The following is a 12,509-nucleotide window of genomic DNA, read 5'->3' on the forward strand; positions in this document are numbered from 1 at the left end:
GACAGCGGTCACGCGGGGCGCGCGGTTCCCCGGTCACCGACAGGCCGGCCTCCTAGGCGCAGTACTGGGCCGCCTTGCCGATGGACCGGTACATGCAGTCGGCGTTCTCCAGGAGTTGGAGCACCGCGTCCCGGTTCCTGGACGTCTCCCGCTCGATGACCTCGTCGGGCGGGTAGAAGCCGCCGCCGGAGCTGGACGACGGATACATCTCGAAGGTGTAGTCGAAGATCTTCTGGCTGCCCCAGAGGTAGTCGTCGATCGAGCCGTCCGTGATGTACAGGTCACTGGCCTGTTCGGCCGTGTAGCCGTTGCTGGCGGCCATCTTCTGGCCGACGGTCTTGAAGGCGTTGTAGTCGTCCGCCGTCATCCCCGTGGCGGTGTCGGAGTAGGTGTACCCGAACGGCCACAGCACCAGCTCGCTGTAGGTGTGGAAGTCGATGCCGGCCTTGATCTGCTGCTTGCCGCCGACGACCCGGCCACGGACGAAGTCGGCGACCACCTTCACCTCGGGAGCCGACTCGGCCGACGCTCCGCGGTAGGTCTCCGAGGACGTGGAACCCGAAGAGCCGCCGCAGCAGCCCCACTTGTAGTTCCAGTTGCGGTTCAGGTCCGTACCGACGTACGAGGAACCGGAGTTGGGCTGGCGGTTCTTGCGCCACGAGCGGTAGGAGCCGCTCGCGATGTCGTACTCGCCTCCGTCCGGGTTGAGGTCCGGGACGAGCCAGATCTCGCGGTTGTTCACCATGCTGGTGACGCGGGAGTCGTTGCCGTAGCCCGCTCCGAGTTCACGCAGCAGATACAGCGCCATCTCCACCGTGAGGTGCTCGCGGGCGTGCTGGTGGAAGGTGAGGAGGACCTCGGGTTCGCTCTCGTCGGTCGCGACGTTGTCGCTGACCTTGATCGCGACGATGTCCCGGCCCTGGTACGACTTGCCGATCACCCTCTTGCTCATGATGCTCGGGTAGGCCGCGAGCCGCTGGTCGATCTCCGCGTTCGTCTCCGCGTAGTTGTGGTACTTCGCGTCCGCCGTCGGGAAGTCGAAGAGGCGCACGTCGGAGGCGCCTGCGGCGCGGTCGGGCGCCGAGCCCAGCAGGGAGACGTCGTAGCCCTGCCGGCGCAGCTTGCTGATCTGGTCCGCGCGGCCCGAGACGACGACGGTCTCCTCGTCGGCCTCGTCCACGGTGACCCCGGACTGCTGGATCGCCGTACGCGACACGGGAGTCGAGCTCTGGTGGATCTCGTACTGCCTGATGTCGTCGGTCGAGGGGGCGGGGGCCTTCGCTCCGCTCGCCGTGGCGTCGGTGGTGGTGGCGGTGAGGGGAGCGGCGAGGGCGAGGGCCGCGAGGACGGCGAGAGCGGCGCTGCGCCGGCCGCCTCTGCCCTTGCCGTCGGTGCTGCCGCGGGCGCTGCCGCGTATGCGGAGTCGCATGAAGTCTCCTTGTTTCTCCAGGAATTCCGGGATCTCCGGAATGTGGGGAGTGGAGCGGGGGGTGGTCCATGGCGACGTGCCTGGTGCGGGTGTGGCGCTCATGGTGGGCCCATGGCATGAGCAGGTCAAGATGTGCCGAAGGGGCGGTGGCTCGAAATCGGCCGTGAGGGCGGGGCGGGGCGGGCCGCCGGGACGGCCGCCGAGGATCGCGCGGCGTCGGCATCTCCTGCGACCGCCCTGCGTGGATCGCGTGGCGATCGGCGTACGCGCACTTGTGCCGCCCTCGCCCTCTGCGCTTTCTTGAATCGCATGACGGAGACCAGTGGGAAGTCAGCGTCAGGGGAGACCGCAGCGACCGTCTCCCGCCCCCGCGCATCCAGTTGGAAGTACATCGGGCCCGGCATCGTGGTGGCCGCGACCGGTGTCGGAGCCGGAGACCTCGTCGCGACCCTCATCGCGGGCAGCAGCTTCGGCTACACCCTCCTCTGGGCCGCCGTGATCGGCTGCCTGGTCAAGATCTCACTGGCCGAGGCGGCCGGCCGCTGGCATCTGTCCACCGGGCGCACGCTCTTCGACGGCTGGGCGAGCCTGGGCCGGTGGACCACGTACTTCTTCGTCGTGTACGTGGTGGTCTGGGGCTTCGTCTACGGCGCCGCCGCGATGTCGTCGAGCGCGCTGCCGCTCCAGGCGCTGTTCCCCGGCGTCATGGATCTCGAATGGTGGGGCATCGCCTGCGGACTGGTCGGCCTGGTCTTCGTATGGTTCAACAAGTACGAGGTCTTCGAGAAGGTCATGACGGTCCTGGTCGGCGTCATGTTCGTGGTGACGGTGTATCTGGCGATCCGGGTCACCCCGAACCTGCCGGACGCGTTCGCGGGCCTGCTTCCCGTCCTGCCCGACGAGAAGGACTCCGTCCTCAACACACTCGGCCTGATCGGCGGCGTCGGCGGCACCATCACGCTCGCCGCCTACGGCTACTGGGTCAACGCCAAGGGCTGGAGCGACACCGGCTGGATGAAGGTCATGCGGCTCGACAACCGCGTCGCCTACGTCACCACGGGCATCTTCGTGATCGCGATGCTCTTCGTCGGCGCGGAACTGCTCCACTCCGCCCAGGTGGCCCTCGCGAGCGGCGACAAGGGCCTGATCCAGCTCAGCGACATCCTCGCGGCCGAATACGGCACGGCGACCGCGAAGTTCTTCCTGATCGGCTTCTTCGCCACGTCCTTCACCTCGCTGATCGGCGTCTGGCACGGCGTGAGCCTGATGTTCGCCGACTTCGTGGCGCACTACCGCGGCGGGCGGGCGAGGGGCGAGGAGGTCGCCTCGGGGCGGCGCGACAAGTCCTGGGCCTTCCGCGCGTACCTCCTCTGGCTGACCTTCCCGCCGATCGTGCTCCTCTTCCAGGGGCAGCCGTTCCGCCTGGTGATCCTCTACGGAGTCCTGGGAGCGGCCTTCCTCCCCTTCCTCGCCCTGACCCTCCTCCGCCTCCTCAACTCCTCCCGCACACCCCGGGAATGGCGCAACGGACTCCTGAGCAACGCCATGCTGGTCATCGCGGGCGTCCTGTTCCTGATCCTGTGCGCCAAACAGGTCTGGGACCAGCCGTGGTCGGAGTTCTTCTGAACTGCGGTCGCTTCAGACGCCAGTTCTCACCGCGACAATCCAGCAGGCGCGGTGTCATCCTGCGTTCGCGACGTTTTCGGCCACATCGTGGAGAGCACGGATCCCCTTGGCGGCGTCACGCGGTTCGGCTGGACCGTGGAGGGACGACTGGCTTGGCGCAGAAAGCCGAGCGGGGCCACAGAACACTGGCGCTACGACGCCGAGGGCGATGGCATGCGAGAGTTCGACGCGGATCAGGTCAGGGAACTGGTGGCGGGGCCCAAGTTCTACGACGACCAGTCGGAGCGGGTGTGTCCTGCCTGCGGGAACTCCTCCGTACGTACCTATGTGTATCGCAGCCACATCAGGGTGCGCCCCTCGCTGATCAGTTACCTGTGGTGTGCCAGCTGCCGACGCTTCAAGTGTTGGACCGGACCCGATCTCGGAACCTTCGACTTCACGGACCCGATGGAGCGTCTGTCGTCGGAGCAGCGAGCCGCCATGGCCAAGGACTTCGGTGGATTCTTCCGGCATCTGGACCAGCTATGGGACGCCGGCGAACTTCCCCAGCGGTTCTCCTGAGTCCGATCCCGCCGGGGCGGGACTGGTTGAGAGGTGGCCAGTTCCGCGGGTGAGAACGGCCCGGCCCCGGCTGCGGGGCAGCCGGGGCCGAGACGTTCCCTTCCGTCGGCGAGGGCGGAGCGGAACGGGAAGGGACCGGGGCGGAACTACAGCGCGTGCACGTGCGGGCCCACCGCGTTCGACCAGGCGTTGCCTGCCGAGGCGTCCCAGTTCGTCGACCAGGTCATCGCGCCGCGCAGGGCCGGGTAGGTCCTGGAGGGCTTGAAGGAACCGCAGTTGGTGAGCTTGGTCAGGCAGTCGAGGGCGTTGTTCACGATCGCCGGGGAGACGTAGCCGCTGCCCGCGCCGCTGGTGGAGGCGGGGAGGCCGAGGCCGACCTGGGACGGGGCGAGGCCGCCCTCCAGCTGGATGCAGGCGAGCGCCGTCAGGAAGTCGACCGAGCCCTGCGAGTAGACCTTGCCGTCGCAGCCGAGCATCGAACCGCTGTTGTAGTACTGCATGTTGACGACGGTGAGGATGTCCTTGATGTTCAGGGCGGTCTGGAAGTAGGCGTTCGACGTGGACTGCATGTCGATCGTCTGCGGGGCCATCGTGATGACCAGGGACGAGCCGGCCTTCGCGGACAGGGACCGCAGCGCCTGTGACATGTAGGTCGCGTTGAGGCCGTTCTCCAGGTCGATGTCGACGCCGTCGAAGCCGTACGTCTGCATCAGGGAGTAGACGGAGTTGGCGAAGTTCGTGGCCGACGCCGAGTCGCTCACCGAGACGGTGCCGTTCTGGCCGCCGATGGAGATGATGACCTTCTTGCCCGCGGCCTGCTTGGCCTTGATGTCGGCCTTGAACTGGTCGACGGTGTAGCCGCCGAGCCCGGCCGAGTCGAGGGTGAAGCTCACCGCGCCCGGCGTGCTCGTGGCGTCGGCGAAGGCGACGGCGATGATGTCGTACTGCGACTGGACGGCGGAGATCTTCTGGACGGTCGCCCCGTTGTTGAAGTTCTGCCAGTAGCCCGTCACGGCGTGCGCGGGCACGCTTCCGCCGCCCCCGCCGCCCGAGGCGGTCGTCGTCCCGGTGACGGCCGACGACTTCGCCGACTCACCGGCCGAGTTGGTCGCCGTGACCTGGAAGGAGTACGAGGTGGAGGCGGCGAGACCCGAGACGGTCGCGGAGGTCCCGGTCACCGACTGGACCTTGGAGCCGCCCTGGTAGACGTTGTAGCCGGTCGCGCCCGACACCGTGTTCCAGGCGAGGGAGACGGACGACGAGGTCGTGGAGGGCACGGAGAGTCCGGCCGGGGTCGCCGGGACCGTCGGGGCCGGGTCGCCGCCACCGCCGCCGTCGGGGCCGAACACCGAGAGGTCGTCGGCGAAGTAGGCGGTCTGTCCGTACCAGCCGTGCGTGTAGACCGTCACCGACGTCGTCGAGGCACCGGTGGTGAAGGTGGTCGTCAGCTGCTTCCAGGAGGAGGAGTCGGGCGTCCACGTCGACACGTCCGTCGTCCCCGTACCGGTGGCCCCGAGGTAGGTGTAGCCGCCCTGCACCCAGGCGCTCAGCGTGTACGTCGAGTTGGGCTTCACGGCGACGGACTGGGTGCACTTGGCGTTGTCCTGCCCCGCGGGCGTGCCCTTCAGCGCGGCCGAGCCGCCGTGCACCGGCGAGGAGACGGTCGCACCACTGCTCGCCGAACACGTCCAGTTGCTCAGGCTGGACTCGTAGCCGCCGTTCTTGGCGTTGTTGACGTCGGCGGCCTGGGCTTGGCCGGCCAGGCCGGTGAGGGAGAGGACGGATGCGGTGACGGCGGTGGCGAGGGCTCCCGCCCATCTCCGCCTGGGCATACGGGTGACGCGGTCCACTGGGTCCTCCGGGAAGAGGTGGGGGAGGGGGAACGGAACGGTGGCCACCGCCGGTGGATACAAGTTGGTCCAGACCAATCTGGTTGTCAAGACCTCTGGAGTTCTCAACACCCTTACCGAGGGGTTGAGTTGTCATCACCCGGCTTACTCTCCGTTGATCACGCCCGCACCTTCGGTGAGATGATCTCGGAGATTCGGTGTTGAGCGGGCCATGCCGTGGATATGGTGCTGATGCAAGAGGACGTCACAGTGACGATCTGCGGCCGTTCGTGGTCGTCCGTGACGCTCCATGGCGATAAAAGGGGCGATCTGAGGCGGTGGTTGACCACCCCGCCCCAGCGAACGGGGTGTGTGCAGCGTGCCGACCGCGATAGCCGTCACCAGTCCCGATCTGGTGCTCCCGCCGCACGACCGGCAGACCCCGCCGGCGGTCGTCCAGCCGCTCGACACCCTGGAGAACTCCCTCACCGGGATGCACGCGCTCATCGAACAGCACGGGTATGTCATCTCCCTCTACCCGTCCTCCGCCGAGGGCGCCGTCACCCGGCGGCTGCACACCGTCCGCTCCGTCCTGGAGAGCGACCGCATCGCGCTGCTCGGCATCGACCTGCCACCGCTCGGAATCGCCCTGCTGGCCCAGCAGTTGCGCCAGCTCTCCGTCTGCGACTTCAGCCCCGGCGTGCTCGCCTCCGCCGCCCGGCTGCTCGCCCACTACATCTACGCGGGCGCCCTGCTCGGCTCCGTCGCCAAGCTCGACCGGGTCCCGGTCCCGCTGAAGTCGCACGCCAAGTCGTGGGTTCCGGGCGCCCAGTTCGCCGTACTCGCCAATCCGCGGCCCGAGCTGATCAGAGTCGGTCAGGACGAGCTGCCAGGACCGGAGTTCGGCACCCGGCTGCTCTGGGCCGCGGGCCAGCCGCCCTCCGACTGGGTCACCGAGACCCTCGCACCCGCCTGGCGCGTCCAGGGCGCCGCGACCGTCCCGCTGCCCGAGGAGTCGGCCCGCTGGTGGGGGACGTCACGGCTCGTCGAGTTCGCCGCCGGCCTGTACGACGTCTCCGTCCTCTACCAGCTCGTCTCGTCCGTCCGGCGGGAGGAGTGCCACTGGTGCGGCCTCGAACTCATCGGTGACCGCTGCGGGTTCTGTGCCGCGCCCCTGCCACCGCCTTCCGCCCATGAGCTTCCGGCCACCGTCGTCCGGGCAGCCTCTTCGGTACGCGCTCTGCCCCGCGGCGCCACATAGGCCCCTCGGGCACATCTGAACAGCACCAGGCACGACCGCTCGACCCCGCCGTCCGCCGTAGATCGAGGTTGTCCGGAACATGCTGCATCACCCCGGGGGACACCCCCCGGCTCCCCGGCAGGAAAGACAGCTCGGTCCAGTCCCCGGTACCGCCCCACGAGGTGAGATTCAGTGAACTCGCGCCAGCGCCGCGGCGTCATCCTGCTGGTCCTCTCGGTCCTGTGCGCCCTCGGCGCCTTCGCCGGAGTCCTCTCGGTGATCCGCGACGTGAACTCCAAGGTCGGCCCGGAGGTCACGGCGTACCGCCTGAAGAACGACATCGCGCCCTACAAGGAGCTGTCGGCCGACCAGTTCGAGAAGATCTCGATGCCCGAGCGATGGCTGCCGTCCACCGCCGTCACCAGCCTCTCCCGCATCCGCGGCAAGATCGCCGTCACCCGCCTGGAGAAGGGCTCCCTGCTGCAGGCCGACATGATCGTGGACCGGCCCCGACTGGCGTCCGGGCAGCAGGAGATCGCCATCATGATCGACGCGGCGACGGGTGTCGCGGGCAAGATCAACCCCGGCTCGCGGGTCAACATCTACGCCACCTTCAAGGCCGAGAACGACAAGGGCACCGACCAGTCCAAGGTGATCGTCGAGAACGCGCGCGTCATCGACGTCGGCAAGCTCACCGCCCTCGACCCCGGCCAGTCCAGCTCCGACCGGCGCAACAGCGCCAACCAGGCCGTCCCCATCACCTTCGCCCTCGGCACCGCCGACGCCCAACGTGTCGCGTACGCCGAGTCGTTCGCCGAACACGTCCGGCTCGCCCTGGTCGCGGGCGGCTCCGACGCGGCCGTCGCGCCCGGCGACCGTACGTACACCCTCGACGAGGACAAGTAGGAGGCCGCGCATGAGGTCCATGCCCACGGGGCGGTGCCGAGGGTCGCTTACGAGTCCGAGGCGTACGGGTCCGGACCGAGGCCCCGGCGTGCGGCAGGCGGACGGGCCGCCGGGGCGGTCGTCCGCGGCCCGGTGGCGCGTCCGCGGGGTGCCGGGCCCGGCGGCCGGTCCGCGGCATGTGGAAGTGGGGCTGGGCCGATGACCGTCCGCATCCTTCCCGCCGTCGGCGACATCGACTCGGCCCGCGCGCTCACCACCCTGCTGAGCCAGCTCGCCGACACCGAACCCGCCCCGCCCGTACCCGACTCGACGGCGCTCCTCGACACCCTCGCGCGCCTCGCCGCCGAATCCCTCGACGAGCTCCCCGAAGTGGTCCTGGTCCATGAACGCATAGGCCCCGTAACGGCGTTGGACCTGATCCGCGACCTCGTGATGCGCTTCCCCGCCGTCGGGGTCGTCCTCATCACCGCCGACACCAGCACCGGCGTCCTCACCGCCGCCATGGACTCCGGCGCCCGCGGCATCATCGGTCTGCCGCTCGGCTACGACGCCCTCGCCGAGCGCGTCCAGGCCGCCGCCGCCTGGTCCGCCGGGATGCGCCGCCATCTGCACAGCGGCGCGCCCGAGCTGTACGCGGGGCCCGGCGGCACCGTCGTCACGGTGACGGGCGCGAAGGGCGGCGTCGGAGCGACCGTCACGGCGGTCCAACTCGCCCTCGCGGCACGGGCGTCCGGCCACAATGTGGCCCTGGTCGACCTGGACCTCCAGTCCGGCGACGTGGCGTCGTACCTCGATGTGCAGTTCCGCCGCTCGGTGGCCGACCTGGCGGCCATCAGCGACATCAACCCGCGCGTCCTCCAGGACGCCGTCTACACCCACGACAGCGGCATCGCCCTGCTGCTCGCCCCCGCCGAGGGCGAACGGGGCGAGGAGGTCACCGACCGCGTGGCCCGGCAGGTCCTCGGCGCGCTGCGCTCCCGCCACGACGTGGTGGTCGTCGACTGCGGCTCCCAGATGAACTCGGCCACCGCGGCGGCCGTCGAGATGGCCGACCGGGCCCTGCTCCTCGTCACCCCCGACGTCATCGCCGTACGGGCCGCCAAGCGCATGGTCCGCATGTGGGACCGCCTCCAGATCCGCAAGGCGGAGGAGACCACGACGGTCGTGAACCGCTTCGCCCGCGGTACGGAGATCCAGCCGTCCCTCGTCGAACGCGTCACCGGCACCAAGGTCGCCCGCTCCGCGGTCCCCGCCGCCTTCAAGGAACTCCAGTCGGTCGTCGACGCGGGACGGCTCCAGGACCTGGACGCCCGCTCGACCGTCAAACAGGCCCTGTGGGCGCTGGCCGGCGAGCTGGGTCTCGTGGTCGCCCAGGAAGGTGGGGCCGGCGGCAGGCGCCGTAAGGCGTCCTCGTCGGACCGGGGCGCGCTCGCCCTGAGGCGACGAGGTGACCGGGGAGCGGTCACCCTCGAATTCGCCGGGATGTTCCCGCTGCTGCTCGTCGTCATGACGATCCTGTGGCAGTGCGTGCTGTACGGCTACTCGTACTCGCTCGCCGGGAACGCGGCGGACGAGGCGGCACGCGCCGCCACCGCCGCGTACGCGGTGAACGAAGACGTCGCGGGCGCGTGCGCGGCGGCGGGGAGCGAGCATCTGCCGGGTGCCTGGAGCGGCGCCGAGATCGACTGCGGTCCGGCCGGCTCCGTCATGAGGGCCACCGTCGAGGTCGACGTCCCGCTGTTCTTCCCGGGATTCGACGCAGGGTTCCACGTACGGGGCAGCGCGGGCGCGGCATTGGAGGGGGACGACGGATGAGGACGTACCTCCGGCGCGGGTCCCGTGCCAGGCACGGCTCCGCGGCCACGACTCGGCTTCGCGCCGCGCCCCGGTCCGGTGCTGCGAACGGGCTCGGCGCAGGACGCCGGTCCGATGCCACGACTCGGCTTCGCGCCGCGCCCCGGTCCGGTGCCACGAGTGAATTTCTTGCCGCGCGCCGACCCGGTTCGACGAGCGGATGCCGCGCCGCGCACAGGGCTGGCCCCAGGAGATTCCTCCGTGCCGTGACCGGTCGCCAGGGCATGGCCTGGCACCGCGCCACGATCGGGCTGCGCGCCATGGCCCGGCACCGCGCCACGACCGCGCTCCGCCCCTCGGGCAGGTTGCTGGCCGTGCGTCGGCCCCGGGGTGACCGGGGTGTCTCCATCCTGGAGTTCACCGGGTTCCTGCCCATCCTGCTGCTCATCGGGATGGCGGCCATCCAGCTCGGCCTCATCGGGTACGGCGTCAACCAGGCAGGTTCCGGGGCGCGGGCCGCCGCGCGGGTCCAGTCGCAGGGAGGCGACGGCGCGGCGGCGGGACAGGCGGCCGTGAGCGGATGGCTCGACCCGAGCGTGACGCCTGGGGGAGGCCCAGGGTCCGATCTGACCACCGCCACCGTGCAGGTCACCGTCCCCGGGGTGATTCCCCTGCTCGGCCCCTACACCGTGACCCGCCACGCCACCATGCCCACCGACGACTGACCGGGAGGAGCCGAGACCATGAGCCTGCGTTCCCGTATCGCCGCCCCCGACGAGGGGGGACCCGCCCGTGAGGACGGACACCTCGTCGCCGTCTACCGGGCGAAACTCCTCGAAGAGATCGACCTCGCCGAGATGTCCAGCCTCGCGGCGGCCGAACGCAGGGTCCGTCTCGAACGCGTCCTCGGCCACATCATCAGCCGCGAAGGCCCCGTCCTCTCCACCGCCGAGCGCTCCCAGCTGATCCGCAGGGTGGTCGACGAGGCCTTGGGGCTCGGCGTCCTCGAACCGCTTCTCGCCGACGCCTCGATCACCGAGATCATGGTCAACGGCCCGGACTCGATCTTCGTGGAACGGGCCGGCCGCGTCGAACAGCTGCCGCTCCGCTTCGCGTCCAGCGAGCAGCTCATGCAGACCATCGAACGCATCGTCTCGACGGTCAACCGCCGCGTCGACGAGTCCAATCCGATGGTCGACGCCCGCCTGCCCACCGGCGAGCGCGTCAACGTCATCATCCCGCCGCTGGCCCTGACCGGCCCCACCCTCACCATCCGCCGCTTCCCGCGCGCCTACACGCTCCCGGAACTGATCGGCCTCGGCTCCCTCGACGAGCAGATGCTCATGCTGCTCGCGGCCTTCGTCCGGGCCCGCTTCAACGTCATCGTCAGCGGCGGCACCGGCAGCGGCAAGACCACCCTGCTGAACGCGCTCTCCGGGCTGATCCCCTCGCACGAGCGCATCATCACCATCGAGGACTCCGCCGAACTCCAGCTCCAGCAGGAGCACGTCATCCGCCTCGAGTCCCGTCCCCCGAACGTGGAGGGCAAGGGCCAGGTCACCATCCGCGACCTGGTCCGCAACTCCCTGCGCATGCGTCCCGACCGCATCATCGTCGGCGAGGTCCGCGGCGGCGAGACCCTCGACATGCTCCAGGCGATGTCGACGGGCCACGACGGCTCGCTCGCCACCGTCCACGCGAACTCCGCCGAGGACGCCCTCATGCGCCTGCAGACCCTCGGTTCGATGTCCGAGGTCCAGATCCCCTTCGAGGCGCTGAAGGACCAGATCAACTCCGCCGTCGAGGTCGTCGTCCAGCTCTCCCGGCACGCCGACGGCTCCCGCAAGGTCACCGAGATCGCGCTGCTCGTCTCGCACGGCCGCGAACAGTTCCGCGTGACCCCCGTCACCCGGTTCGTGCCCCGCCCGGTCGGCCCCGACCGGGTCGTCCGGGGCCACTTCGAGCACCTTCCGCTCCCGCGCTCGGTCGCGGAGAAGCTGTACGTCGCCAACGAGCCGCCGCCGCCCGCCTTCGGCGTCACCGAGGCCATCGACGCACTCAACACGAGGCAGGCCATCGGATGACGCCGCCCGCCTCAGGGCCGCCCGCCCCCGAGCCGCCCACCTCCAAGCCGCCCGCCCCCGAGCCGCCCACCTCCGAAGGGAGGCAGCCGTGAACGACCCCGCCCTTCTCGCCCTCGGCGGGACCGTCCTCGGCGGCACACTCGCCGTCGCGGGCGTGCACTCGTACGCCTCGGGCCGCGCCCAGCGGCAGGCGCTCGTCGACCGCCTCTCCGGCACCGGCCCGCTGCGCACGGCGTCCGGCCGGGTACGCCGCTTCGCGGGCATCGACCGCCGACTGCGACGCACCCAGCTCGGCCGCGCGATCCACCTGCGCCTGTCGGCCACCGGACTCGACCTCACGGCGGGGGAGTTCTTCACCTACGTCTCCGCCGTGGTCGTCGCCCTGTGGCTGATCGCCGCCGCGACGCTCGCCCCGTTCTTCGGTCCGATCGCCGCCGTCCTCGGGGTGTGGAGCGCGGCCGTGTTCCTCAACTGGCAGCGCCAGAAGCGCATCGAGGCCTTCATCAACCAACTCCCCGACGTGGCACGCCTGCTGGCCAACGCGACGGCGGCGGGCCTGGCCCTGCGTACGGCACTCGCCATGGCGGCGGAAGAGCTGGAGGCTCCGGCGGGCGAGGAACTCGCCCACGTCGCCGACCAGTTGATGCTGGGCCGCACCATCGACGACGCCCTCGGCGAGCTCTCCGAGCGCCTGCCCTCCCGCGAGCTGATCGTCCTCGTGACCACCCTCGTGCTCGCCAACAAGGCGGGCGGGTCCGTGGTCAGCTCCCTGCGCAACCTCACCCAGACCCTGGAGGACCGCAAGGAGACCCGGCGCGAGGTCCGCACCATGCTCTCCGAGGTCAACGCGACCGCCTTCACGGTCCCCTTCCTCGGCATCGGCTCCCTGGTCCTGATCAACTCCTCGAACGAGGGAGCCCTCGCCCGCGTCACCGGCTCCCCGCTCGGCCAGGGCCTGGTCCTGCTGGCCCTCGGCCTCTACACCGTGGGCTTCTTCGTCATCCGCCGGCTCGGCAAGATCGAAGTGTGAGGGAGGGGTC

10 protein-coding genes are annotated in these 12,509 nt (G+C 70.1%); 8 read left to right on the forward strand and 2 right to left on the reverse strand.

Annotated features, from left to right (window positions below):
* Positions 1-52 precede the first annotated feature (52 nt).
* Complete coding sequence (locus tag ACFWBT_RS11210; protein WP_385698230.1) at positions 53-1,429, reverse strand: M14 family metallopeptidase; 1,377 nt, start codon at positions 1,427-1,429, stop codon at positions 53-55.
* A 309-nt stretch (positions 1,430-1,738) separates the two neighbouring features.
* Here ACFWBT_RS11210 and ACFWBT_RS11215 point away from each other — a divergent pair, with 309 nt between their 5' ends.
* Both ACFWBT_RS11215 and ACFWBT_RS11220 read left to right on the forward strand, forming a co-directional pair.
* Complete coding sequence (locus ACFWBT_RS11215; protein ID WP_385698232.1) at positions 1,739-3,055, forward strand: Nramp family divalent metal transporter; 1,317 nt, start codon at positions 1,739-1,741, stop codon at positions 3,053-3,055.
* A 213-nt stretch (positions 3,056-3,268) separates the two neighbouring features.
* Complete coding sequence (locus ACFWBT_RS11220; RefSeq protein ID WP_385698234.1) at positions 3,269-3,616, forward strand: hypothetical protein; 348 nt, start codon at positions 3,269-3,271, stop codon at positions 3,614-3,616.
* 146 nt (positions 3,617-3,762) lie between these two features.
* Here ACFWBT_RS11220 and ACFWBT_RS11225 read toward each other — a convergent pair whose 3' ends face one another.
* A complete protein-coding gene (locus ACFWBT_RS11225) occupies positions 3,763-5,448 on the reverse strand; it encodes a chitinase (RefSeq protein WP_385698236.1) in 1,686 nt (561 codons plus the stop codon).
* Positions 5,449-5,824: 376 nt separating this feature from the next.
* Between ACFWBT_RS11225 and ACFWBT_RS11230 the strand changes: the two genes are divergently transcribed.
* The 6 genes from ACFWBT_RS11230 (at position 5,825) to ACFWBT_RS11255 (ending at position 12,499) form a co-directional block, all read left to right on the forward strand.
* Positions 5,825-6,706 (forward strand): hypothetical protein, encoded by an 882-nt coding sequence (locus tag ACFWBT_RS11230; protein WP_385698238.1) that lies wholly within the window; start codon positions 5,825-5,827, stop codon positions 6,704-6,706.
* A 171-nt stretch (positions 6,707-6,877) separates the two neighbouring features.
* Positions 6,878-7,591 (forward strand): Flp pilus assembly protein CpaB, encoded by a 714-nt coding sequence (gene cpaB / locus ACFWBT_RS11235; protein ID WP_385698240.1) that lies wholly within the window; start codon positions 6,878-6,880, stop codon positions 7,589-7,591.
* Positions 7,592-7,789: 198 nt separating this feature from the next.
* The gene (locus ACFWBT_RS11240) at positions 7,790-9,406 is read left to right on the forward strand and encodes a CpaE family protein (protein ID WP_385698242.1); all 1,617 of its coding nucleotides are present in this window, start codon (positions 7,790-7,792) and stop codon (positions 9,404-9,406) included.
* Between the two features lie 299 nt (positions 9,407-9,705).
* On the forward strand, positions 9,706-10,110 hold the full coding sequence (locus ACFWBT_RS11245) for a TadE/TadG family type IV pilus assembly protein (protein ID WP_385698309.1): 405 nt from the start codon (positions 9,706-9,708) through the stop codon (positions 10,108-10,110).
* Between the two features lie 18 nt (positions 10,111-10,128).
* Positions 10,129-11,469, forward strand: coding sequence for a CpaF family protein (locus ACFWBT_RS11250; RefSeq protein WP_385698245.1), 1,341 nt, complete (start codon positions 10,129-10,131; stop codon positions 11,467-11,469).
* An 88-nt stretch (positions 11,470-11,557) separates the two neighbouring features.
* Positions 11,558-12,499 (forward strand): type II secretion system F family protein, encoded by a 942-nt coding sequence (locus ACFWBT_RS11255; RefSeq protein ID WP_385698247.1) that lies wholly within the window; start codon positions 11,558-11,560, stop codon positions 12,497-12,499.
* Positions 12,500-12,509: the final 10 nt, after the last annotated feature.

It is taken from the genome of Streptomyces sp. NPDC060027 (genome assembly GCF_042737005.1).
Taxonomy (GTDB): domain Bacteria; phylum Actinomycetota; class Actinomycetes; order Streptomycetales; family Streptomycetaceae; genus Streptomyces.

Coding starts and splice junctions, on each gene's coding strand:
- ACFWBT_RS11210 (WP_385698230.1), bottom strand. CDS start 1,429: ATGCGACTCCGCATACGCGGCAGCGCCCGCGGCAGCACCGACGGCAAG.
- ACFWBT_RS11215 (WP_385698232.1), top strand. CDS start 1,739: ATGACGGAGACCAGTGGGAAGTCAGCGTCAGGGGAGACCGCAGCGACC.
- ACFWBT_RS11220 (WP_385698234.1), top strand. CDS start 3,269: ATGCGAGAGTTCGACGCGGATCAGGTCAGGGAACTGGTGGCGGGGCCC.
- ACFWBT_RS11225 (WP_385698236.1), bottom strand. CDS start 5,448: ATGCCCAGGCGGAGATGGGCGGGAGCCCTCGCCACCGCCGTCACCGCA.
- ACFWBT_RS11240 (WP_385698242.1), top strand. CDS start 7,790: ATGACCGTCCGCATCCTTCCCGCCGTCGGCGACATCGACTCGGCCCGC.
- ACFWBT_RS11245 (WP_385698309.1), top strand. CDS start 9,706: ATGGCCCGGCACCGCGCCACGACCGCGCTCCGCCCCTCGGGCAGGTTG.
- ACFWBT_RS11250 (WP_385698245.1), top strand. CDS start 10,129: ATGAGCCTGCGTTCCCGTATCGCCGCCCCCGACGAGGGGGGACCCGCC.